This window comes from Priestia flexa NBRC 15715 (assembly GCF_001591565.1).
GTDB lineage: Bacteria > Bacillota > Bacilli > Bacillales > Bacillaceae_H > Priestia > Priestia flexa.
On record NZ_BCVD01000061.1, the window covers coordinates 1 to 21,749 of the forward strand.

Below are 21,749 nucleotides of genomic sequence, written 5' to 3' on the forward strand. Positions count from 1 at the left end.
TGTCTCAGTCTCTTTCACTCTTATCATTTTAGGTTCTTTTTAATGTACTTTACAATCTTGCGAAGCTCTGTTACTGCCGGGCGGCCAAATGGGCTGGTTTGCTGCTGTTGGTATAAAAGCTTGCCATTTTCGTCAACAAGGAAATAAGCAGGTTCACCGTGCGTTCCGTGATCTTCGTATGGAGAATCCTCACTATGATAGTATACGTCGAACGCTTTTAATGCTGTTAAATCCTTGTCTTGTAATATTGGGAACGCCAAATCATTTTTTTCTGCTAGTTCTTGCAAGCTTTCTTGTTGGTCGGTTGAAATTGCTAATAAATGCACGTTTTGTTCATCAAAGAAACCTTTATGCTCTTGAAAATCTTTTAATTCACTTTCACAAACTGGACACCATGCTCCGCGGAAAAATACGATTAAATGCCAGCTTTTATGTTCCTGTTGATGCTGATCAAACGAAAATGTTTCACCTGTAATTGTTGGTAGTGTGAAGGTAGGAATTGTATCTCCTAATTGAAACTTTGCCATTATGAATCTCTCCTTTAATACAAATTTGAGTAACTACTTTGTAAGCTATATGTATAGTACCCGGAATCCTAAGATTGTAATCTTAAAAAATAGATATTCCTTTTTATAGAAAGAGATGAAACTTTAGTAAGGTTGAGTTAGGATATAAACGGAGGAATACATAGAATTCAAACTAATAGTGAAAGGAGAACCCACGATGTACATAACGTATCATACACCAGAAGAACAAGATTTAAGCGAGTTAATGGTCATTGAAAGACTGGGCTTCACTCCTGAAGAAGCGGCAACTGAAAGCGCAATGAAAGAAAGAATCCAAGTTATAGCTGATTCGTTTATCATTGCGAAAGATAAAGAAGGGAAAATTACTGGATACGTCGTAGGCCCAGTCATTCCTACACGTTATTTAACGGATGATTTGTTTGAAAAAACGAATCTAAATCCAAAGGAGGGAGGCTTCCAAAGCGTACTTAGCTTAGTTGTTCATCCTGATTATCGGGGGAAAGGGATAGCTCGTAAACTATTAAAAGAGTTAGAAGCTGTGTGCGTAAAGAAAAAAAGAGAAGGGGTTACGCTTACTTGTTTAGAAGCACTCGTTCCTTTTTATGAAGAAAACGGTTATCGTAATGAAGGGAAATCAAACTCAACACATGCAGGTGAGGTTTGGTTTAATCTCGTAAAAGAATTGTTATGAAAATAGAGCTGGTTGGAAGTTCAGGTCGTTTTCTAAACAAGTAGTTCAAGCGTAGATAGCCTTGGTTTTTATAATCAAGGCTATTATCTTTGAAAAAGGAGCGTGACCTATTGAATTATCGTACATATCTTGCTCTCGCAATTCCACTAACGATTTCAACGATGACGACGCCTTTATTAGGAGCTGTCGATACGGCTGTGGTTGGGCGACTTTCAGACCCTGCGTATATTGGTGGTGTAGCAGTTGGAGCACTTATTTTTAATACATTATATTGGCTGTTTGGTTTTTTGCACGTTAGCACATCTGCTTTTGCAGCACAAGCTAATGGAGCCAACAGTTCTGAGCAAGGAATCCTTGCGTTGTCCCGTCCATTTTTAATCGCTCTAGCGGTTGGACTTATTTTTATTCTGCTACAGGTACCGATTCAGCGTGCAGCTTTGGCAATTGTGTCTCCAGATGCAGCCGTAAGTCGATTGGCTGTTGAATATTTTACAATTCGCATATGGGGAGCACCCTTTACATTAATGAATTATGTGATTTTAGGCTGGCTGATGGGAATGGCTAAGATTAAGCAATCTCTCTCATTGCAAATTATAACGAACGTATTAAACATGACGCTTGCCATTCTATTCGTAGAGGTCTTTTCTTTTGGAGTAAAAGGCGTCGCAGCTTCTACATTAATAGCAGAAGTCACAGCATTTATTTTAGGATTATTCATTGTTTCTAAAGCATCTCCGTTTAAGTGGAAAACACCTTCAATAGGTGTTCTATTCGATACAGCATCCGTTAAAAAAATGTTTAACGTGAATAAAGATTTATTCATACGTACGATTTGCTTGTTAGTTGTTATTAACCTATTTACAGCTAAAGGAGCTTCGTTCGGCACAGAATTTTTAGCAGCTAACGCGGTGCTATTTCAAATTCACTATATTATGGCTTACTTCTTTGATGGCTTTGCGAATGCTTCAAGTATTCTTGTTGGAAAAGCAGTGGGGTCTCAGGATCGAAGTTTGTATATCCAAACTTTATCTCTATCGAGGAAGTGGGCCGTCATTGTAGCTTTTGTAATAGCCGGGGTATACACAGCTTTTTTAGAACCAATCATTAAGCTTTTTACAACGTTACCTAGCGTTATTACGCTTGCTACTGAGTATGGAGTGTGGCTCATTTTATATCCGTTTGTAGCTTGTTTAGGGCTTGTCATGTACGGCGCATTCACCGGAGCAACCTATATTGCACCGATTCGAAACTCAATGCTTTATGCGATGCTTTTATACATCGTTGCACAGGTAGTAGCGACGCCGATATGGCATAATCACGGGCTTTGGCTAGCATTTACTTTATATACGGTTGGAAGGTCGGTATTTTTAGTTATGTATCTTCCTAGCTTAAATAGACGATTTTTAAGTCAACAGAACGCAGCTTAATAAATGTTTCAAAGGGTAGAAAATTGGAAAGAAATACGTGCATCAGTTATTCTGTAAATAGAATAACTGATAGGAGGCAATATAGATGATTACAGAACAGGATATAAAGCACCTTAAGCGCTGTGTGGAATTGGCTGAAAGCGCGCTTGAAGAAGGAAACCAGCCATTTGGTTCTATTCTAGTTTCAGAAGATGGCAACGTGCTTTTTGAAGACTATAACCGTATTTCAAGCGGTGACGATACGCAGCACCCTGAATTCTCAATCGCGCGCTATGCAGCCGAGCACTTATCAAAAGAAGAGCGAGCGCGTGCAATTGTTTATACATCAGGTGAACACTGTCCCATGTGCTCAGCTGCACACGGTTGGGTTGGGTTAGGGAAAATTATCTATGCAAGTTCATCGAACCAGCTAGCCCAGTGGCTGCACGAGCTAAACGTTGCTCCGTCACCTGTGCGTAACCTATCGATTGAAGAAGTGGTGAAGGGTATTGAAGTAGAAGGACCTGTCCCTGAATTAGCTGAGGAAGTTCGGAAGTTGCATGTGAGGCTTCATAAGAAATAATGAGAGTAAACCTGCTGAAGATGATCAGCAGGTTTTTTATTGTATATGCTGTTTCAATTAATCTTAAATTTTCGTACAATAAAAAATAGTAAGATAAAAAAGGAGAAGGTTATGTTAAAACCTATTGGTAAACACATTTATTATTTAGATCATCAGCCTGAAACGGACCGACCTTTGCTAGCAGCTGTTGTTGGGGAGAAGCACTGTCTAATGATTGATAGCGGTAATTCACCTGCTCATGCTGAACTGTTCCAAGTGGAGCTTCAAAACGTTACGGAAAAAAAGATTGATATTGTCGCGCTTACTCATTGGCACTGGGACCATACGTTTGGACTACAAGCTATTGATGCTGTAAGCGTTGCACATGATTTAACAAAAGCTAGATTAAAAGAATATCAGTCGTTTGCATGGGATAACGAGGCGCTAGATCAACGAGTGAGAGATGGAATTGAAATTGAATTTTGTCAGGAGATGATAAAAAAAGAGCTGCCTGACCGCTCTAATTTACATATTCAAACACCTGTTATTACATTTGATAAAAGTTTAGAAGTTGATTTAGGGGGCATAAGCTGCCGAATCGAGCATATTGGAGGCGACCATGCAGAAGACTCCTCAGTCATCTACATTCCAGAAGAAAAAATGGTGTTTTTAGGCGATTGTTTAAGCCCTGACTTTTATAGCGGAAGCTGGAGCTATGATTCTAGTAAGTTAGAAAAGGTTATCGAACAAGTACGCTCTTACAATGCAAACTGGTATGCAACATCTCATGATCATGTAGAAACAAAAGCTGAGCTCTTTAAATATCTCGACCAGCTACAGCAGCTATCCAAAATTGCTGAAGATTATCTGTCTGAACAAGAAATGCTTACTAAGTTTAAGGAAGAGGTACATAGAAGTCCTAATGAAGAAGAAAAAGAGCTACTGGACTATTTTCTACAAGGTAACCGAAAGAAGGAAAAGCAATGAAAGTATTAGAACTTAATCAACATGATTTGGAATTAATTGAAGCGGCTAAGCAAAAGATTACGGCACTGTATGAAGATGATAAGCATCATGTAGGAGCAGCTATTCGCTTAGCAACAGGTGAGATTATCTCTACTGTTCATATTGAAGCGTACATTGGCAGAGTGACCGTTTGTGCAGAGGCCATCGCTATTGGAAGTGCCGTTTCAAATGGGTATAAAAGCTTTGATACGATTGTAGCTGTAAGGCACCCTTATAGTGATGAAGAAGATCGAACCATTCGAGTGGTGAGCCCATGTGGAATGTGTCGCGAGCTTATTTCAGACTATGCACCAAACTGCTACGTGATATTGGAAGTAGACGGTAAATTAGTGAAAACGACAATTGGAGAGTTACTTCCTCTTAAGTATACAAGAAGATAAAAGAAGTAATGATTAATGCTCGGAAAGTCTGCTAAGGAAAAGTAGGCTTTTTTTAATGAAGAGGTTACTTTTTAGTGACTATATTACTTGGAAGTACGTACTTTTTTTATCTCTTTATACGCGTCATAATGAATACATATCTAATGAATGTGATTGTTTATAAAAGCTTATAAATGGTTAATTTACAGAATATAATCGTAAAAGGAGATGCAAACAATGAAAGAAATACTAAAAGGTAAGCTTGGGTTCGGTACAGCTCCACTTGGGAACATGTACAGAAACATTCCAGAAGAAGAAGCTATAGCTACAGTAGATGCTGCATGGGAAAATGGAATTCGCTATTTTGATTCAGCACCTTTTTACGGAGCAGGATTAGCAGAAATTCTACTGGGAAAAGCACTATCACATCGAAATCGAGATGAGTATGTCTTAAGTACAAAAGTTGGACGAGTCATCTTAGACGAGTTAGAAGATCCTTCAGCTCGTGATTTTGGTGAAAAGGGTGGCCTGTTTGAATTTGGAAGGAAAAATAAAATTATTAACGACTATAGTGCAGATGCAACGCTCCGTTCCATTGAACAAAGTCTAGAACGTTTAAAGACTGATCGTATCGACTTTGTTTATATTCACGACGTAGCGCAAGATTTTTACGGAGACGAATGGCTAGCTCAATTTGAATCAGCAAGAACAGGGGCTTTTCGAGTGCTGACTCAGCTTCGTGAAGAAGGGGTTATTAAAGGTTGGGGGCTTGGTGTCAACCGTGTCGAGCCGATTGAAATAATGCTTGAATTAGAAGAAGCAAAACCAGACGTATCGCTTTTAGCTGGGCGCTACACGCTTTTAGACCACGAACGTGCACTAGAACGGGTAATGCCATCAGCAGTAAAACACAACATGGCTATTGTAGTAGGGGGGCCATATAGTTCCGGAGTTCTTGCAGGTGGCACACATTTTGAATACCAACCAGCATCACCGGAGATTATAGCCAAAGTTGAAAAGATGAAAGCAATTGCTGAGCGTCATCATATTACCATTAAGTCTGCTGCTTTACAGTTTGCACTTGCAAACCCTGCAGTGTCGGCTGTTATCCCAGGAGCTAGCCGACCTGAGCGTATTTTAGAAGATAAAGAAGCATTAAATACAGCAATTCCAGCCGCTTTCTGGGAAGAAATGCGTAAAGAAAATCTTGTGGCACCACATGTACCACTACCGGCTAACTAAGTGAAAAAAACCTCATTTTTCTACTTGTGTAGAGATGAGGTTTTTTTATTTGATAGGGTGCTAATCACTCCAACATACTCTTAAAAGCATTTATATGATAAAATAATACAATTGAGCAACGCTATTTTAATGAATCAAAGATATAAGGTGATTAACTAAATGAAGGTAATTATTGCAGAAAAACCAGATCAAGGGCTAAAGCTAGCGTCGCCTTTTTCGTTTAAAAAGCGGGACGGCTATGTGGAGATTGCCCCGAATCAGTTGTTTCCAGAAGGAGCATATTTAACGTGGGCAATTGGACATTTATGTGAGCTTGTACCACCCGAAGAGTACGATCAAAAGTGGAAAAAATGGTCGCTTGATACGCTCCCGATTGTGCCCACGCAGTTTCAACATCGCGTAACGAAGTCAAAGTGGAAGCAGTTTTCAATTATTAAAGATTTACTACATAGACAAGAAGTGAATGAAGTTATTATCGCAGGTGATCCTGCGTTATCTCTATAAATATGTGTGCACATAATTAATATACTTATCCGATCCTTTGAAATCCAAGCGTTTATCTTTTGTTTTTGGTATGCACATAAATGAACTGCGTGCACATAATAAGGATATTATAAATTAAAATTAGGAAAGGTACCTTTTTAAGGGAAAAGTACCTTTCCTAATTTTTTTAATGACTGTAATAGAATTAATTACTCTTTTAAATATAGTTAATATAGAACGCACAAATATTTAGAAAAAAGTAGTGTTTATGATTCCTATTAATTAATTATCTGGTAAAATAATAATAGTTATAAAGTTACATTTTTTCATATTTTATGTTTATTTTGATAAATTAAGAAGTTTCTTTAGATATGTATTTAAAGAAGGAAGGAACACATATGATACATATGACTCCAGAACATGTTAGATGGTTTGCAGATACAGGAAAAAGTGTGACAACATCTGAAGGTAAAGAGATTAAGATATGGGAGTTTAAGCATGAAAACGATGAAGAAGTGTTAAAAGGATGGTCCAAACATTTTAGACAACATTACTGTTTAGATGAAGAAATTGATGAATTTAGAGAAGGTTACGGTTTTTCAAGGGCCGAATTTTTAGAAAAAATTAAATTTCCGGATCGTTACAAAGCACCTGGTCCAAGTACACGTTCGGGTGACTTTAGTGAAATATTGGTTTCTGATTACCTGGAGTTTATTCTCAGTTATTGGGTCCCTCGTACCCGTTATGGTTCTAAAACTATTGGGAACGAATCTACCAAAGGTTGTGATGTTATGGCTTTTAAATTCATAAATGAAGAAAAAGAGACACCAGAAGATACACTTGCCATTTTTGAAGCAAAAGCTCAATTTTCAGGAACAACAGTGAAACCAAGACTCCAAGATGCTGTAAATGATTCAGTTAAGGACCAAATTCGTAAAGCAGAGTCTCTAAACGCAATAAAACAACAATTGTATTATAAACAAAAAATCCAGGATGCTAAACTAATTAATAGATTCCAAAATCCCGTAGATCGACCTTATAAAGAGGTAAGTGGAGCTGTAGCTTTGTTTTCATCTAATTTATTTAATACAGAAAAAATAGCTGAAACATATGTTAGTGAGCACCCAAATGAACAAAATATTCAATTGCTGGTTATTCATGGAGAAGACATGATGAACTTGGTCCATGAATTGTATAGGAGGGCTGCAGATGAAGCCTGAGAAAGATTCTAAGCAACTGTTAGGAGTAACAAGATCAAAAGCGAAAATGTATGAATATAGAGTACCCGAAAACTATCATATTAATGTTGCAAAAGACCCGTCACAGTTATTCACCTTAGCAATAGGAGTTTTAGGAGAAATATCTGCTCACCTAAATCTAGATGTCCCAAATGACGAATATATAAAAGAGTTGCGTGAGAATCTTCAGTTTTCTGCACACTTTTTTGATGCTTATTTACAGGCAAACTTTGAAAAAGATATAGATGAATATTTATTACTACTTGGTTCAGCTTCCTACTATTTATGTGATTTGCCTGGTAGTTCTCAGGTTTTGATAAGACGGGTAGATAAGAAGAGTTTGGATTTACAAAGCTCAAGTCTAGAAATTCTTCTAACATGGATACTTTATGGCGATTTTTCTAAACTATTAGAGGAAACTGAGGGAAGGTATAGTAAGGAAATTAAAAATATTTCTCAAGAATTACAGCTTTTCTTCGAATTTGGTTACCAAGAACAACGCTTGTATGAAAACATCCGCAATCTTCGAAAAAAAGCTTACAATTATGGAGATTCAAGAGAATTACTTTTTTCTGACGTTATTAATGCCGTAATAAAAAAAAGAATTACCAACTCGAGTTGGAAGTGTCTTCCTTATTATTCTGGGCTTACTATTGATAAATGGGAAGGGTCTTTGTTGAAAAAAAATATTGTTCAGGAATTTTGGCCTGCGCAACATCTTTTAGGAAAAAGTAATGTTTTAAGAGGAAAGTCAGCTATTATTCAATTACCTACTAGTGCTGGAAAAACAAAATCAACTGAGTTAATTGTACGCAGTTCCTTTCTATCAAACCGTACATCTCTTGCCGTGATAGTAGCTCCCTTTAAAGCTCTATGCCATGAAATCAGTAATAGCTTTTCAAATGCATTCGAAGGAGAGGCTGTACATATTAATGAGCTTTCTGATGTGTTGCAGTTAGATTTTGAAATTGATGCATTATTTAATGGAAAACAAATAGTAGTAGTGACTCCTGAAAAATTGCTTTATGTATTACGTCATTATCCACAATTATCCGAAAAGATAGGATTAATTGTTTATGATGAAGGTCATCAGTTTGATAGTGGGGCAAGAGGAGTTAACTATGAATTACTTCTTACTTCATTAAATAGTATGATTACAGAAGATGTTCAAAAAGTTTTAATATCTGCGGTAATAAGCAATGCGGAGTTAGTTGGTCAGTGGCTTAATAAAAATGAAAACGAAGTAATTTCTGGGATTGATCTTACTCCTACATACCGTACTATTGCCTTCGCCAGTTGGTTAGATCAATTGGGAAGGCTTGAATTTATTAATAAAGAAAATCCTGATAGAAGTGACTTCTATGTGCCACGAATTATTGAACAACAGAAACTACGACTTAAAGGAAAAGAACGCAATGAACGTTTTTTTCCAGAGAAAAATAGTAGCAGTTCTATTGCTTTATATTTAGGTTTGAAGCTTGTAGGGAATGGAAGTGTGGCTGTTTTTTGTGGGAAAAAAAATAGTGTGTCTAGCCTTTGTGAAAAAGTGGTTGATGCCTATGAAAGAGGTTTAAGTCTGATGAAACCTTTTGAGGTTTCAGATAGAGATGAATCTAATAGAATGTATTTTCTTTATAAGTGTCACTTTGGGGTTGATGAAGCAATTTCAAAAAGTGCAAGCCTTGGCATTCTTACCCATCATGGAAATATTCCACATGGGATTCGAGTTGCAGTTGAGTATGCAATGCAACATGGACTATGTAAGTTTGTTATTTGTACATCTACACTTGCTCAAGGAGTCAATCTTCCAATACGATATCTTATTATAACGAGCCTTTATCAAGGAGCTGAAAAAATTAAAGTGCGAGATTTTCACAACCTCATTGGACGAGTAGGAAGATCGGGAATGCATACTGAAGGTAGTATTATTTTTGCAGATCCAGCTATATACGATAGAGGGAGAAGAGTAAAAAAAGAAAATTGGCGTTGGAGAGAGATTAGAAGGCTCTTAGATTCTGCTAACTCTGAACCTTGTGAAAGTTCTTTATTAACAATTTTTCAGGATTTGCATAGTGATGATAAAAAATATAATTATGAAATTGACGTTTCTGTATTTATAGAAAATTATTTGAAAGATCCTAATCTAATCTTAGAAGGCATAGATAGTTTAGTATTAAATTATAATCAATTGGGATACACTTCAGAAGGTTTGGAGAAACAAATCCAACAAAAAGTAAATGCTATATCAGCTATTGAAAGTTTTTTGATGGCCCATTGGAATGAAGAAGGTAAAGAAAATGGTATAGATAACATAACTGAGCTTGCACAAGGAACTTTAGCTTATTCCTTAGCCGATACACAGTTACAGAAAAAAATTATAGAAGTATTTAAATTGATAGGTGGAAATATTTCGAAAAGCGTTCCTCAAGACGATAAAAAGAAGGTATTTGGAAAAACGTTATTTGGTTTGAGAACTGTACTATCTATTGAAGATTGGAGTGATAGCAATGTTGAGGCTTTGAATAATTGTAAAAGCTTTGAAGAACTACTCGTAGCATTATGGCCTTTACTAGCTAGTAATGTACAGAATAACATTTTTAATAAGTGTGAACAACCAGAAGCTCTAAGAGAGATTGCATTAAAATGGATCAATGGAGAATCATTTATTCAATTATCAAATTCACTCAAAGAAAAAGATGTGAGAATTAAAAGTAAAAAAAGAAGATCAATGTTTAAAGTCGAACAGGTAATTGAAGTTTGCGAAAATACATTCGGTTATGAAATGATGCTTTTTATCGGAGGAGTAGCAGAAGTAATCGAAATTAAGAAAAATAATGATATTTATACTGAAAATACAATTAAGAGTTTGCGGAAACTACAGAAAAGACTAAAATACGGATTGCCAGACTTATCAAGTGTAATTCTCTATGAGTTAGGATTTTCTGATCGTGTAGTAGCATTAGACTTAAGGTCCACCCTTAAATTAGAAAATTCTAATTTACTAAGAAAAAATTTAATTAAGCTCATTAAAGAAGAAGAAGTTTTAATACGACGAGCTCTCAAAAAATATCCGGTTTATTTTACGTCAGTTTTAGAAACACTCGTAAATAACTAATTTAATATGAGATGATTCTTATATTATTTGAGTGGACTCCTAGTTTTAAGAACTAGAGGGTCTAATGAAAATTATAAACCATATGTAGGAGGAGATGTTTGGATGTTGAAGGAAACAATAATAGATAATATTCCTAATATTTTATCTGTTATTGCAATTATATGTGGTGTTATTTCAATAAAGATTGCAAGAGATTCATTAACTTTTAGTCAACGATCTATGCTTATTAAGGATAGTTATGAACCAATATTAAATGATATTAAAAATAATCGAGAAAATAAACTTGATAGTTCATTAAAGTTTGAATTTGAAAATTTAAGGAAAATAAAGAAAAGTTACTTATACTTAGCTTTTGAAGATAATGATCGTGAGAATATTAATTCCATATTAGAGGCTGAAAAAAAAGTCAATGAGTTTAAGAGGAAAGCAAATTCATATGCTGAAAGTGCTATCAATAGGGTTTTAAACAAGGAGCTTCTTAAGCGAGGATCTGAAGAAATAGTAGTAAGTACAAACATTGGTAATAATCAAGGGCACACGTTATACAAGCTAGATAAAAACTTATATGATATTCTGATGAATAATGAGCTTTCCTAGGGGTCCTACCAACAAAAAGCGCAAAACATACGCTAAGCAAATTTCGACATAAAGAAAGCCGAGTTTTCCTACGCTAAGGAAATTTCGGCTTTTCTTTTTATTGAATAAGAGGACGCAGTGAATTTAAACTAGCTATTTTCTTTATATCAAAGGTGTATTCACCAAGAAAATTGATATGCTCCCATCCCAATGGTGAAATATGTTTTAGCAAGTCTTCTCGCAAATCTCCTTTTTCCTTCAACAAATTTGTTGCTTCGGTAAGGTATACGGTATTCCATACGCTAATGGCATTAATTATAATGTTTAAAGCACTTGCACGTTGAAGTTGGTCTTGCAGCCCTCGTTCCCGTAACTCCCCTCGTTTTCCAAAGAATAAGGCTCTTGCCAAGCCATTCATAGCTTCTCCTTTATTCAATCCTCGTTGAATACGCCTACGTAGAGTTTCATTAGATATGTAATCCAAAATAAAAATAGTTTTTTCGATTCTTCCCATTTCTCGTAATGCAGCAGCTAACTTGTTTTGCCTTGCATATGATCCCAATTTCCCCATAATAAGCGAACCAGACACTTTTCCTTCTCGAATCGAATGGGCTAAACGGAGCACGTCATCAAAGTTTTCCTGAATAACCTTTGTGTTAATCCGTCCACGAAGTAATTTTTCTAGATCAGGAAAATCACTTGGCTTTTGAATGGTGTATAGTTTGGAATCAACTAAGTCACGAAGCCTTGGCGCAAAACGAAAACCTAACAAATGGCTTAATCCGAATACTGAATCGGTATAGCCAGCCGTGTCTGTGAAATGCTCTTCAATATTTAATTCCGTTTCATGATGAAGCAACCCATCGATAACATGGACAGCATCTCTTGCATTGGTATTAATGACTTTCGTATAAAACGAGGAAAATTGATCACTTGTAAACCGGTAAATAGTTGCACCCTTTCCGGTGCCGTAATGAGGATTTGCTTCAGCATGCAACGATGAAACACCAACTTGTACTCGCATTCCGTCAGATGAAGATGTAGTGCCATCTCCCCAATAAGAAGCTAGAGCAAGCTTGTGTTGAAAATTCACCAAAGTTGCCTGTGCTCGATTTATAGCATCATCATACAATCGCCATTGTGCGGCATTGGCCATCTGGTGATAAGTAACTCTAGGTGTAGCATCTGCCATTTTAGTCAATCCAATATTCGTTCCCATTGCCATAAGTGCAGCCATCAAAATGACCTTTTCTTCACCCTTTGGAGGGCGATTAGTGGAAGCATGTATTAACATTTCGTCAAAACCTGTCCAGTGCGCTACCTCCATTAAAAGATCAGTAAGCTTAATTCTTGGGAGCATATTATATAAGGATAAACTGAAGGTTCGTGCATCTTCTGGACTATCCTTTTCCAAACGATCTACTCTAAGTTTTGCTTTATCTATATTTACTCCTTCAAGATTATCAAGGTTATTTGAAACCCATATAAAGCGTTCAGCTAGGGCTTTCCTTCTTTCCTCAAGATATTCCTCTGCTGATGAATGAACTGCCAGTCTAGTTTCTTTAAGATTGGTCGTTTTCCATTCATCTTTGGGAACAAGGTACTCCTCAAAGTCTTTATGAAGCCTACTGCCGACTACAGATACGTCTCCTGAACGAATATGATTTTTTAATTCCGTAAGGGCAGCCATTTCATAATAATGTCGATTAATTGTTCCTTCCTCATAGTATACATGCTTTTGCCATCGTTTTGGGACGAAATCTAATGGAGCTCCATCTGGTACTTTTCTTTTTCCGGATTCATTCATCTCGTTTAATGTTTTTAATGCACGTAATAATGGTTCTGCTGCTTTTGTAGAACGAAATTCTAATGATTTTAAAAGAGCAGGGGTATACTTTCTCAGATAAGTAAATCGATTCTCTAGCAAATCAAGATAATCATAATCCATTGGTCGGGCTAATTTTTTCGCTTCTTCAACAGAAGTAACGATTTTATCCCAAGGCATTACCTTTTCAATGGTGCTAAATGGATCAAGTCCTTCATCTCGTGCTTGAATAAGTGCAGCCCCAATATCTGCAAAATGAACAACTTTTTCATTAACTGCTTTTCCATTTTCCTTTTGCATTTCCTCTTGTGTTTTACGACCTTTCGATTGTAAAATCATCATTTGCCGATCATGAATTTCAATTGCTTGGTCAATTAAATCCTGACTTAGAGTTACTAAGTATGCTACAAGAATGGTATATTTCTTATTTTCTTTAAATCTACGAAACGAATGGGGTTCATAACGTGCCCCAATGCGAGATAATTGTAGTAACCGATTAGGATGAACTTCATTTATGTTTAATGGAAGTTTCAACTCTCGAATATATTCTAAACGCTCTATTACTTTTAGAAAGGCATCAGGTGATGACTGACCGGGGAGTTCTCTCAACCATGCTAATGGGGTTTTCCTGCTTTCCACAAAGGGATCTATAAGTTTATCCAATTTATGTTTTTGCCACAGTGAAAGAGTGGCAGTTAAGGATTTAAAAATCTTTTCCTCTGCCCTACGACGGGTTTCCCACACAAGTTGCTCAATTGTAGTCATTCCAGGAAGAATTATTTTTCGACTCCTAAGTTCTTCTTGAACAGTTCGAAGTAGATACATAGAATTGCCATTTTGAAGAGCATGTTTCAAAAGATATTGAGCTAATTCCCGATATGTACTTACAGAAAAATTCCGGAATCCATATACCTGTCGAATTTCTTCCATATGTTCATGCTTAGTTGGTTCACGTTGGGCATATAAAGAAAAAGAATCGGGATTAGCATTTATTTGTTTTGCTATGTATTGGATTACATAATCTGGTATAGGTTCAACATCTGAAAGAGACCACCCGGGATAGCGCAATACACATAATTGAACAGCAAATCCCAAACGGTTATGATCTCTTCTATGTCGTTTAATAACTTCCAAATCATATTGCGAAAAAGTATAATAGGTTTCCAGTTCCCGTTCAGTCATATCAGATGGAATTCGTACAAACTCTGCTCTTTGATCTGCTGTAAGTAATTCTTTCCCTCTTGATGCCATATTTCCCACATCCCTTCGAAAACATAGATTTATTTCTATTTTTCTAGATATCTATAAACAGTAGTTCGGGAAATACCCCACCTTTGAGCAATATCCGTAATGGGTGTCCCATTTGCCACCAATGTCTTTAGCATTTCTAATTCTTTTTTATCTAACTTCTCTGGTCTTCCACCTAATCGTCCTCTGGCTCTTGCTGCAGCACGACCAGCTGCCGAGCGCTCGTGAATAAGATTTCGTTCAAATTCAGCAAAAGCCGCAAAAAGATGAAACATAAGTTGTCCCGTTGCACTAGCCTTGTCCATCGTAATATTTTCCTGTAGGCTATGGAAACTGATACCTCGTTCATTTAAATCATTTACAATTTTAATTAAATGCTGCATATTTCTCCCTAATCGATCGAGGCGCCAAACTACTATTGTGTCGCCAGATCGTACAAAACGGAGAGCATCTTCTAATCCTTGTCGTTTATCTTTAGCTCCACTAATTTTATCTGTAAATATTTCTTCGCAACCATGTTCCTTAAGAGCATCAAATTGTAAATCAAGATTTTGAATGCCTGTTGAAACACGAGCATATCCTACCTTCATTAATTTCTCCCCTTGATTTTCAATTTTTCTGTTTTATTGTAACACAACTTACTGTTAGGGGTAGTATCTGAACATAGATTTATTTACATAGTTTCTGAACATATACAAAAGGTAAAAAGGTAGAAAACTATTTTAGTTACCATGTGTTCATTAATTGCTGATTTTCTGGACAATAATATTTTAAAAATTCAAATGTAAATAATTTTAAAGCATGCTACATTCAAAATGTACCAAACAAATATAAATGAAGAAGGGAAGAGAGAATCTATGAAAATTAAAGTCGAAACACTTCCAAACTATCGCATCGCTTATGTACGACGAGTTGGCTCATATGGTTCTGCAAATATTGAAGTAATGGAGAAGTTAAAAAAATGGGCTAAAGAAAAAAATCTTTTTGAATCGTCAATCATTTTTGCAGTCCCGCAAGATAACCCTGAGACAACACTACCTGAAAACTGTCGATATGATGCTTGTATTGTGCTTTCAAATGATTATCAAATGGATGATTCAATTTATGAAGGTGAAATTTCTGGTGGTAAATACCTTGTTTACGAAATCAAACATACTGCGGAAGATATCCAAAAAGCATATGCAGAAATTTTTACAGCTGTACAAAGTACTGGATATCAAATTGATAACAAGCCTATTTTGGAAAGATACACTTATGATATGGTAAATAACCATTATTGCGAAATCTGTGTCCCAATAAAACCATGACTTTCCGGGTGTATGAAATTACTGAATTTTTCAAACAAAAATATTAATCTATCTAATAACATCAGTTGTTGATTAAGAAGATCAAAAGAGCATGTTTAAAAAAAATTTCATTAAGGCATGCTCTTATTGTATTAAATGGATAAATGACTAGTGTATTTTTACTTCTTATTAACTATATATTCGCCCCGTCAGGAAGAAAATAAGCCAGATCCATTAATGATCTCTTCGCTAGACATTAACGTTGTTTCATATATCGTTTTATTTTGCTTTTTCATAAAGGACTGGACAACCTCATAACCTACTGCGTAACCAGAACAAAAAGAAAGGCCTACAGGTTGATATCCTTCTTGTTTGGCAATTTCATCACCAAACATATAGCTACTTACCTCGGCAAATCCTTTTATGTTTAAAGCCTCTCCAATAACATAAGTTGAGTACTCTAAATCGTCTTTGTCCATACTAGTCACCCAAGGTCCTAGCTGTTCTGTTCCATACAGTTCTTTTGCAAACGAATCTGCCAAACCTTCTATGACAAGATAATCTCCCACTGTTACATTTCCATGATCCCAATCAAAATAAGAAAAACGAATATTGTGATGGAACTCATGGGCAATAACAGCAGGAAGTTTAGGCAAATTGTAATCATTTGGATAAATATTCACAGTAATAAACCCTGGAATACCTCCAAACCCTGTATATCCCTTCTGAAGCTTCAATTTGTCGGGGTCTGCAACATACAATCCAAATTTTATTTCATCGGCATTCACTTTCAAACCTGCCTTATTAGCTTTTTCTATACAGTTTTTGATAGTATTCTCTGCTACCACAAAGGCATTATTATCATTTAAGATAGATAGTCCTTGTTGAATTTGTTTATCGTTAGAAATGTCTGCGTAACCTAGCATTTTCGTAGCCATTAAAACATCATAACCATTTTCTTGTTTTGCTTTTATAGGAACGTTTATTAAATTCCACATTTCCTTAAATGGCGTCATCATTGTATAACGAAAATAATTTCTTCTTTCTTCCAAATTCGTAATTGAAAGTAATTCTTCGTATTGTTCTATTGTGTTAACTAATTTATAGTTCATGCTCATTTCAATCACCTCTTTCGTAAATATCTAGTATTGTAATTTTGAAGCAACTTTATATTCTTCATAAGATTTTCTTCGGAGTCAGTTAAGTCCAAATGAAATAATATATTTTCTAGAACTGTAATCATTTGAGTCATGTCATTTTTAATACAGCTTAATGAAGGTTGTCGGTCTATTAAATCTTTAAGTTTATAACCTGTTATCTTTGCAGCGAGAATTTGCACAATTTTTTCGAAGTCTGACTTGAATAAAACCAATTGACCGTTGTCATTCTTATTTGCTTTCAATAAATTTAAATTAGAATAGTATCTTATAGAGCGTTCAGTAAGTCCAGTTATTTTATAAACTTCCCCAGTTGTAAGCAGCGTAATTCACCTCCACATTACAAGGTTAAGGTATTACGCAACGTTAATGTCAAATAAAAAATGGGCTTTTACTTTAGTGTACAATAAGAAAAGCCGATACTTCCTTAACGTAGGAAAAATCGGCTTTCTTTATGGCGAAATTTGCTTAGCATATGTTTTGCGCTTTTTGTTGGTAGGACCCCTTGACGGAAATCAAATCATTCTAAAAAAGTATAAACCTTATAATGAATGCGTTGTGACAGGTGAAGTAACCTCACAGAATCGTGAATATGCAAACGGGATAGTATTAAGCCCTAGAGGTGCGGAGATTTTAAAGCATGAGATAGAATTTAGGTACGGTATAAAAGCTTAATTTATACAAGATTTGATATAGTACGACTCATTTGTCAAAGCGTCAAAACGTCAAAACGTCAAAACCTTGCTAAATCAACGATTTATAAAATTATGCATAAACGATAAATTTTGATGTCACGCCATCCCTTGTCGCTCAAGGGGTGGCGTTTTTGATTGGTTCCGTGAATCACTATGATGTTAACTACAACTGGATGTCGTATACAGCTAAAAAAAGAAAAAACTATTGCTTCTGTTCAGTAGTTTTCCCTGTTTAGAATAGGAAATTTGGTGTGATGCCTCACGGCGTCTTGAGTAGTTTGCTCAAAGGAGTAAAAAGTATGTCCATACAAAAAAATGAAGTATACTTTAAATTTTATTTGAATGTATGTTTTGAAACATATAAAAAAGGGAATAGTAACTTAATTTTATTTCAGATAAGTTTCAAATAAGAAAAATGGTTAATATGTTGAACAAACTGTAATAATGAATCTGGAGGGAAGGTATGTCAATTAATAAAGAAGTTTTCTATCGCGGTAAACGATTTAAGATTATTCATATTTATAGTTCTGGTTATTGTGAGCTTAGAAAAGTTAACGATCCTTTTAAAGTAGAACTAGCTTTATTAAATGATATCCTACTAACGGGGTAATGATTACTGTATATTCTTATTTAACTAATTAAACCGAATTAATTTGATTTTTGTTGTTAAATAAACATATTAATCATTTTTTTTGATTTCTATTCATGTTGGTTATGCGAACTAAAAATGTATATCATATACAGCGTAAAAATAGAAAAATTCAGTTTTACAAACAATTAGTCATTATTACGTTTGTTGTTGGATTTGCCACCCTTTTACCGATTTTCTGGTAGAATTCTTTATCATGTTTTTTAGCTGTAGCTCATCTTTTGGGGAAATATTACTTATATTTGCTGATATGCTTTCTATTAATATGAGGGTGTCTATAAAGTACATTATGGTAACTAGGAATGAATATTTTATATCACACAAACTGGTCTCGATTTAAAATCAATAAAAGATTTTGTGGGGATTTATGTTTACTTTTATTTAAAACAAGTAAATTTACTTAGTATAATTTAGAATTTTTTGTAAATTAAAGGGAAGTTTTGTAGAAAGTATTTCATATGCGAAAAAAAACTAACATAATATATTTAATGTTAGTTTTTATAAGGAGTTTATTAAAATGAATAATAAACACAACCTTTTATTATGACCAAGAGAAGTGAATTGCTTGAGAGAAGGATACAAGAATTGTGAAAAGGAACTGATTAAAAGTGAAATTGATAAGGATATTATATTATTGAGCGATGCGATAAAAGTTGATTATAAAGTAAATAGGTAGGAAATGTACATTCACTTATGTAATCGAATTTACTTATTTATTACATAGGTTTAACTTCATTTTCATTTCCTTGTAACTGCCAAGTTTTATAATGAATTAGAATAGTTGGACAATCATACGAAAGACCATTCTGAATTTAGGCGGTGGGATAATGGGCGAACAGACCTATTCTGACATACAGCGTAAAAAAACCTCGATTATAGATTCTTTAATCCATTTAGGAATCTATAAAAAAGGAAACAAACAACTCTATGAATTAACCTTACATGAGTTAGAAAAAGAGTATCATATAGTTAATCCGGGAGTCCAAGACATATCTTTTTAAGTTTTTACTCATCATAATTCATTTGTTAAGAGGAGGATTAATCTATGTTTTTGAAAAAACTAATCAAAAATGGTTTAATTACGGTTAAGTATTATGAAAATGGGTCATTACAAACGTATAAAGGCCGTGTTTATAATCTTAATCTCCATGAACAGACCCTGTCTTTAAAAGATGAAAAACAAAATATTTTCTTTATTCGTTTATCCGGTATTGAAGATATTTATTAGTTTTCTTTAGTTGGTTTAAAATTAGTGAAGAATTTTCTCTGTTTTTTATGATAAATGGTCACTTGGTATCTATAAGAGATTTCTAGTTAGGGGGCCATAAAGATATAAAAGTGAAATAAAAAGGGGGAGGAATGATGAGAGAAAACAAACAAATATGGTCTGATTTTATTGAGGAGGACCGATTTGAACTATATTCGTACCTTACCTATTTATTTAAACAATGTCACGATGAAAACCTAAGACAGTTAGAAGATGAAAATATAGAAGAATAAACCTATAAATAAAGCAAACTGGAAGGACCAAAGCACTCTGTTGTAAATGCTTATTTCTCTGAACTTATTTCTAAAAGAAGTGAAGGTGGCATTTGGACAAGTATTTATCCAAACTGCGATGCTCAATACACAATAGAAGCCATATCCTTATTAGAAAACTATAGAATATAATGTATCAAATAGATTTATATTTCAAAACAAGAACCTGTTTAAATTTTTAAACGGGTTCTTGTTTTGAAATCATAGAACAACTGTTTAGAATTCATAGAAGGCACATTATATTAACTAAGGTTGTATGGAGTATGCATTGTTTTTATAGGAATAATTCCATCTCACTACCCTTAAAACTAAAGCCCATACTTTTGTATAAGGGTTCACCATCTTTAGAAGCATGTAACCAAATTCTTTTTACATCTCTGTTCTTACATTCTTCAATGCATTTCTCAAGTAATTGTTTAGCCAATCCTTGTTTTCTATAAGTGGGTAAGGTATGGTATGTCAACACTAAACTAGACAATTTTCTTAAGGTGTCTATGCTTGTAATCAATTGGGCTTGCATATCCAAGGGTTCCATGAATTCGGATGTTATTAAACCAGTGAACATAGTCCTGAAATTCCCTCGTTAATTCTGCTAAACTATTAAAATGTCTTCCTTTCACAAACTCTGTTTTGATAATTTTAAAAGTCGCTTCGGCTACTGCATTATCATATGGGCAGCCCTTCATACTTAAGGATCGCTGGATATTAAATGTCTTTAAAGCATCATCAATCAGTTTATTTTTAAATTCATTTCCACGATCCGTATGAAAAAGCTGTATCTTATTAAGATCGACTTTGATAGAAGCTAATGCACGATAAACGAGTAATGCATCTTTGTTTGGTCCTGTGCTAAAACCCACAATTTCTCGATTAAAGAGATCAACAAAGACACATACGTAGTTCCATTTTTGATTCACTCTTACGTATGTTAAATCGCTTACGATTGCGGTCATTTCTTGTTCCTGGGCGAACTCACGATTCAGCTCATTCTTCTGTTCTGATTCATTACACGATTTTGCATGTGGTTTAAATTGGGCGATTGTATATGAAGAAACAAGGCCCTGCTCCTGCATGATGCGTCCAATTCTTCGTCTAGACACGATAAGACCACGCTTTTTCAATTCAACTTTGATTTTTCGTGTTCCATAATTTTGACGGCTTGCGTGAAAAATTTCGACCACATCAGAGACAACGGGATCCTCTGCTCTTCTTTCTTTTGCTTCATAATAATAGACGCTTCTAGGGATTTGTAGGACTTTGCACATTGCTGATATCGAGTATTTGTGTTGGTTATTCTTAATTACATTTACTTTCGTCCTAGTATCAGCGCGGCTTGCTTTAAAATGTCATTTTCCATTTCTAGTTGCTTATTTCTTTTTCGGAGTTCTATCAATTCCTTTTGTTCATCTGTTAAATTATCTTTCTCCTTAAAAGAACCTGACCTTTGACTCTGGCCCACCCACTTATCTAAAGAGGAAGGAGTTAGGTCATATTCACGAATAATCTCTTTTCTTGGTTTTCCATTTTGGTATAGCTGCACCATCTGTTGCTTGAAATCTTCAGTAAATGTTCGGCGTTCTCTTTTGGCCATGTAGATTCTCCTCAAATGTATTATCTGTAGTCTACTTGACCTTAAAAATTCTGTCCAACTAAGTGTAGCCTATCCAGTATACATGTTAAGTATATAAGCTTCTACACCTTGTAAATTCTCTAAATACGGAGGTCTTTTAAAAAAGGATACTCCATTTACACTTACAACTTCCTTATCATTTTTTGCTATGTAAGAAACAAAATTATGATTGGAGATTTCAGTTTTTAAATAGTTTTTGGTAGCATGTATGATCTGATTTTCTTCTTCCTCTGTTTGAATTTCATTTACCTCTTTAAGCAAAGCTACCCTTAATTTAATAATCTGGTTGATATCTGAGATTGATGCTTTATCCACGCTATATAATTTTTTCATGCTTCTTCTCCCCTTACAGAAAAATACAATTAATATTTATAATTGTACTTGCAAGCATTTACTGTGTCGAGATAATAGATAATTCTAGTTATCTTATTGATTCTTTAAATGATTTCCTATAACAGTGATTATATTAAGTTACATTGCAAATAAACAAAAGAA

Annotated in this window: 23 protein-coding genes and 1 pseudogene; 16 read left to right on the top strand and 8 right to left on the bottom strand. The window is 34.9% G+C overall.

Going from position 1 to position 21,749, the window contains the following annotated elements:
- Nucleotides 1-23: 23 nt before the first annotated feature.
- Nucleotides 24-527, bottom strand: a complete 504-nt coding sequence (locus BFL01S_RS11420) for a peroxiredoxin family protein (RefSeq protein WP_061785752.1) — start codon at nucleotides 525-527, stop codon at nucleotides 24-26.
- Between the two features lie 196 nt (nucleotides 528-723).
- On the opposite strand from BFL01S_RS11420, the gene BFL01S_RS11425 reads away from it, so the two are divergent.
- From BFL01S_RS11425 to BFL01S_RS11470, 10 genes and pseudogenes are all read left to right on the top strand, one after another.
- On the top strand, nucleotides 724-1,218 hold the full coding sequence (locus tag BFL01S_RS11425; protein ID WP_061785753.1) for a GNAT family N-acetyltransferase: 495 nt from the start codon (nucleotides 724-726) through the stop codon (nucleotides 1,216-1,218).
- A gap of 110 nt (nucleotides 1,219-1,328) precedes the next feature.
- Nucleotides 1,329-2,645, top strand: coding sequence for an MATE family efflux transporter (locus BFL01S_RS11430; RefSeq protein WP_061785754.1), 1,317 nt, complete (start codon nucleotides 1,329-1,331; stop codon nucleotides 2,643-2,645).
- A gap of 85 nt (nucleotides 2,646-2,730) precedes the next feature.
- Entirely contained in the window at nucleotides 2,731-3,207 is a 477-nt protein-coding gene (locus BFL01S_RS11435; RefSeq protein WP_061785755.1) for a nucleoside deaminase, read from the top strand.
- Between the two features lie 111 nt (nucleotides 3,208-3,318).
- Nucleotides 3,319-4,173: an MBL fold metallo-hydrolase gene (locus BFL01S_RS11440; protein ID WP_025907664.1), complete on the top strand. Its 855-nt coding sequence runs from the start codon at nucleotides 3,319-3,321 to the stop codon at nucleotides 4,171-4,173.
- A complete protein-coding gene (locus BFL01S_RS11445) occupies nucleotides 4,170-4,592 on the top strand; it encodes a cytidine deaminase (RefSeq protein WP_025907665.1) in 423 nt (140 codons plus the stop codon). The genes BFL01S_RS11440 and BFL01S_RS11445 overlap by 4 nt, the downstream gene beginning before the upstream one ends.
- A 216-nt stretch (nucleotides 4,593-4,808) precedes the next feature.
- Nucleotides 4,809-5,813 (top strand): aldo/keto reductase, encoded by a 1,005-nt coding sequence (locus BFL01S_RS11450; protein ID WP_061785756.1) that lies wholly within the window; start codon nucleotides 4,809-4,811, stop codon nucleotides 5,811-5,813.
- Nucleotides 5,814-5,972: 159 nt separating this feature from the next.
- A pseudogene (locus tag BFL01S_RS11455) lies at nucleotides 5,973-6,299 on the top strand (DNA topoisomerase III); the annotation flags it as partial.
- Nucleotides 6,300-6,694: 395 nt separating this feature from the next.
- Nucleotides 6,695-7,516 carry a Hachiman antiphage defense system protein HamA gene (locus BFL01S_RS11460; protein WP_082802737.1) on the top strand — a complete coding sequence of 274 codons (822 nt, stop codon included), beginning with the start codon at nucleotides 6,695-6,697 and terminating at the stop codon, nucleotides 7,514-7,516.
- Nucleotides 7,506-10,649 carry a DEAD/DEAH box helicase gene (locus BFL01S_RS11465; RefSeq protein ID WP_061785758.1) on the top strand — a complete coding sequence of 1,048 codons (3,144 nt, stop codon included), beginning with the start codon at nucleotides 7,506-7,508 and terminating at the stop codon, nucleotides 10,647-10,649. Before BFL01S_RS11460 ends, BFL01S_RS11465 begins: the two co-directional genes overlap by 11 nt.
- A gap of 102 nt (nucleotides 10,650-10,751) precedes the next feature.
- Nucleotides 10,752-11,246, top strand: coding sequence for a hypothetical protein (locus BFL01S_RS11470; protein ID WP_061785759.1), 495 nt, complete (start codon nucleotides 10,752-10,754; stop codon nucleotides 11,244-11,246).
- A 97-nt stretch (nucleotides 11,247-11,343) separates the two neighbouring features.
- Here BFL01S_RS11470 and BFL01S_RS11475 read toward each other — a convergent pair whose 3' ends face one another.
- Nucleotides 11,344-14,301, bottom strand: coding sequence for a Tn3 family transposase (locus tag BFL01S_RS11475; RefSeq protein ID WP_061785760.1), 2,958 nt, complete (start codon nucleotides 14,299-14,301; stop codon nucleotides 11,344-11,346).
- A 35-nt stretch (nucleotides 14,302-14,336) separates the two neighbouring features.
- Nucleotides 14,337-14,888 carry a recombinase family protein gene (locus BFL01S_RS11480; protein WP_025911944.1) on the bottom strand — a complete coding sequence of 184 codons (552 nt, stop codon included), beginning with the start codon at nucleotides 14,886-14,888 and terminating at the stop codon, nucleotides 14,337-14,339.
- A gap of 267 nt (nucleotides 14,889-15,155) precedes the next feature.
- Here BFL01S_RS11480 and BFL01S_RS11485 point away from each other — a divergent pair, with 267 nt between their 5' ends.
- A complete protein-coding gene (locus BFL01S_RS11485) occupies nucleotides 15,156-15,605 on the top strand; it encodes an AraC family transcriptional regulator (RefSeq protein ID WP_061785761.1) in 450 nt (149 codons plus the stop codon).
- 188 nt (nucleotides 15,606-15,793) lie between these two features.
- Here BFL01S_RS11485 and BFL01S_RS11490 read toward each other — a convergent pair whose 3' ends face one another.
- Both BFL01S_RS11490 and BFL01S_RS21380 read right to left on the bottom strand, forming a co-directional pair.
- Nucleotides 15,794-16,696 (bottom strand): DUF2268 domain-containing putative Zn-dependent protease, encoded by a 903-nt coding sequence (locus BFL01S_RS11490; protein ID WP_061785767.1) that lies wholly within the window; start codon nucleotides 16,694-16,696, stop codon nucleotides 15,794-15,796.
- A gap of 11 nt (nucleotides 16,697-16,707) precedes the next feature.
- Nucleotides 16,708-17,070: a MerR family transcriptional regulator gene (locus tag BFL01S_RS21380; RefSeq protein ID WP_082802739.1), complete on the bottom strand. Its 363-nt coding sequence runs from the start codon at nucleotides 17,068-17,070 to the stop codon at nucleotides 16,708-16,710.
- A 40-nt stretch (nucleotides 17,071-17,110) separates the two neighbouring features.
- Between BFL01S_RS21380 and BFL01S_RS21450 the strand changes: the two genes are divergently transcribed.
- From BFL01S_RS21450 to BFL01S_RS20745, 5 genes are all read left to right on the top strand, one after another.
- A complete protein-coding gene (locus BFL01S_RS21450) occupies nucleotides 17,111-17,416 on the top strand; it encodes a hypothetical protein (protein WP_025911948.1) in 306 nt (101 codons plus the stop codon).
- Between the two features lie 483 nt (nucleotides 17,417-17,899).
- Nucleotides 17,900-18,046, top strand: a complete 147-nt coding sequence (locus BFL01S_RS20740) for a hypothetical protein (RefSeq protein ID WP_013060133.1) — start codon at nucleotides 17,900-17,902, stop codon at nucleotides 18,044-18,046.
- 866 nt (nucleotides 18,047-18,912) lie between these two features.
- Complete coding sequence (locus BFL01S_RS19995; protein WP_076513875.1) at nucleotides 18,913-19,086, top strand: Fur-regulated basic protein FbpA; 174 nt, start codon at nucleotides 18,913-18,915, stop codon at nucleotides 19,084-19,086.
- A 44-nt stretch (nucleotides 19,087-19,130) separates the two neighbouring features.
- Complete coding sequence (locus tag BFL01S_RS11505; protein WP_013060138.1) at nucleotides 19,131-19,313, top strand: YolD-like family protein; 183 nt, start codon at nucleotides 19,131-19,133, stop codon at nucleotides 19,311-19,313.
- A gap of 134 nt (nucleotides 19,314-19,447) precedes the next feature.
- The gene (locus tag BFL01S_RS20745) at nucleotides 19,448-19,585 is read left to right on the top strand and encodes a hypothetical protein (protein ID WP_175384219.1); all 138 of its coding nucleotides are present in this window, start codon (nucleotides 19,448-19,450) and stop codon (nucleotides 19,583-19,585) included.
- 313 nt (nucleotides 19,586-19,898) lie between these two features.
- Here BFL01S_RS20745 and BFL01S_RS20000 read toward each other — a convergent pair whose 3' ends face one another.
- The 3 genes from BFL01S_RS20000 to BFL01S_RS11520 all read right to left on the bottom strand — a co-directional run bounded on the left by BFL01S_RS20000 (nucleotide 19,899) and on the right by BFL01S_RS11520 (nucleotide 21,587).
- The gene (locus BFL01S_RS20000) at nucleotides 19,899-20,189 is read right to left on the bottom strand and encodes a GNAT family N-acetyltransferase (RefSeq protein ID WP_082802740.1); all 291 of its coding nucleotides are present in this window, start codon (nucleotides 20,187-20,189) and stop codon (nucleotides 19,899-19,901) included.
- A protein-coding gene (locus tag BFL01S_RS11510; protein WP_156474920.1) for an IS3 family transposase occupies nucleotides 20,095-21,215 on the bottom strand; the annotation gives its coding sequence in 2 pieces (ribosomal slippage) (nucleotides 20,095-20,966 and nucleotides 20,966-21,215; 1,122 coding nt in all). Before BFL01S_RS11510 ends, BFL01S_RS20000 begins: the two co-directional genes overlap by 95 nt.
- Nucleotides 21,216-21,284: 69 nt before the next feature.
- Nucleotides 21,285-21,587, bottom strand: coding sequence for a hypothetical protein (locus tag BFL01S_RS11520; RefSeq protein ID WP_061785765.1), 303 nt, complete (start codon nucleotides 21,585-21,587; stop codon nucleotides 21,285-21,287).
- Nucleotides 21,588-21,749: the final 162 nt, after the last annotated feature.

What these genes read in the sequence shown, in the direction of transcription:
- BFL01S_RS11420 (WP_061785752.1), bottom strand. Translation starts at nt 527, where the DNA reads ATGGCAAAGTTTCAATTAGGAGATACAATTCCTACCTTCACACTACCA.
- BFL01S_RS11425 (WP_061785753.1), top strand. Translation starts at nt 724, where the DNA reads ATGTACATAACGTATCATACACCAGAAGAACAAGATTTAAGCGAGTTA.
- BFL01S_RS11435 (WP_061785755.1), top strand. Translation starts at nt 2,731, where the DNA reads ATGATTACAGAACAGGATATAAAGCACCTTAAGCGCTGTGTGGAATTG.
- BFL01S_RS11440 (WP_025907664.1), top strand. Translation starts at nt 3,319, where the DNA reads ATGTTAAAACCTATTGGTAAACACATTTATTATTTAGATCATCAGCCT.
- BFL01S_RS11445 (WP_025907665.1), top strand. Translation starts at nt 4,170, where the DNA reads ATGAAAGTATTAGAACTTAATCAACATGATTTGGAATTAATTGAAGCG.
- BFL01S_RS11450 (WP_061785756.1), top strand. Translation starts at nt 4,809, where the DNA reads ATGAAAGAAATACTAAAAGGTAAGCTTGGGTTCGGTACAGCTCCACTT.
- BFL01S_RS11460 (WP_082802737.1), top strand. Translation starts at nt 6,695, where the DNA reads ATGATACATATGACTCCAGAACATGTTAGATGGTTTGCAGATACAGGA.
- BFL01S_RS11465 (WP_061785758.1), top strand. Translation starts at nt 7,506, where the DNA reads ATGAAGCCTGAGAAAGATTCTAAGCAACTGTTAGGAGTAACAAGATCA.
- BFL01S_RS11470 (WP_061785759.1), top strand. Translation starts at nt 10,752, where the DNA reads ATGTTGAAGGAAACAATAATAGATAATATTCCTAATATTTTATCTGTT.
- BFL01S_RS11475 (WP_061785760.1), bottom strand. Translation starts at nt 14,301, where the DNA reads ATGGCATCAAGAGGGAAAGAATTACTTACAGCAGATCAAAGAGCAGAG.
- BFL01S_RS11480 (WP_025911944.1), bottom strand. Translation starts at nt 14,888, where the DNA reads ATGAAGGTAGGATATGCTCGTGTTTCAACAGGCATTCAAAATCTTGAT.
- BFL01S_RS11485 (WP_061785761.1), top strand. Translation starts at nt 15,156, where the DNA reads ATGAAAATTAAAGTCGAAACACTTCCAAACTATCGCATCGCTTATGTA.
- BFL01S_RS11490 (WP_061785767.1), bottom strand. Translation starts at nt 16,696, where the DNA reads ATGAACTATAAATTAGTTAACACAATAGAACAATACGAAGAATTACTT.
- BFL01S_RS21450 (WP_025911948.1), top strand. Translation starts at nt 17,111, where the DNA reads ATGTCAAATAAAAAATGGGCTTTTACTTTAGTGTACAATAAGAAAAGC.
- BFL01S_RS20740 (WP_013060133.1), top strand. Translation starts at nt 17,900, where the DNA reads ATGTCAATTAATAAAGAAGTTTTCTATCGCGGTAAACGATTTAAGATT.
- BFL01S_RS19995 (WP_076513875.1), top strand. Translation starts at nt 18,913, where the DNA reads ATGGGCGAACAGACCTATTCTGACATACAGCGTAAAAAAACCTCGATT.
- BFL01S_RS11505 (WP_013060138.1), top strand. Translation starts at nt 19,131, where the DNA reads ATGTTTTTGAAAAAACTAATCAAAAATGGTTTAATTACGGTTAAGTAT.
- BFL01S_RS20745 (WP_175384219.1), top strand. Translation starts at nt 19,448, where the DNA reads ATGAGAGAAAACAAACAAATATGGTCTGATTTTATTGAGGAGGACCGA.
- BFL01S_RS20000 (WP_082802740.1), bottom strand. Translation starts at nt 20,189, where the DNA reads ATGTTCACTGGTTTAATAACATCCGAATTCATGGAACCCTTGGATATG.
- BFL01S_RS11520 (WP_061785765.1), bottom strand. Translation starts at nt 21,587, where the DNA reads ATGAAAAAATTATATAGCGTGGATAAAGCATCAATCTCAGATATCAAC.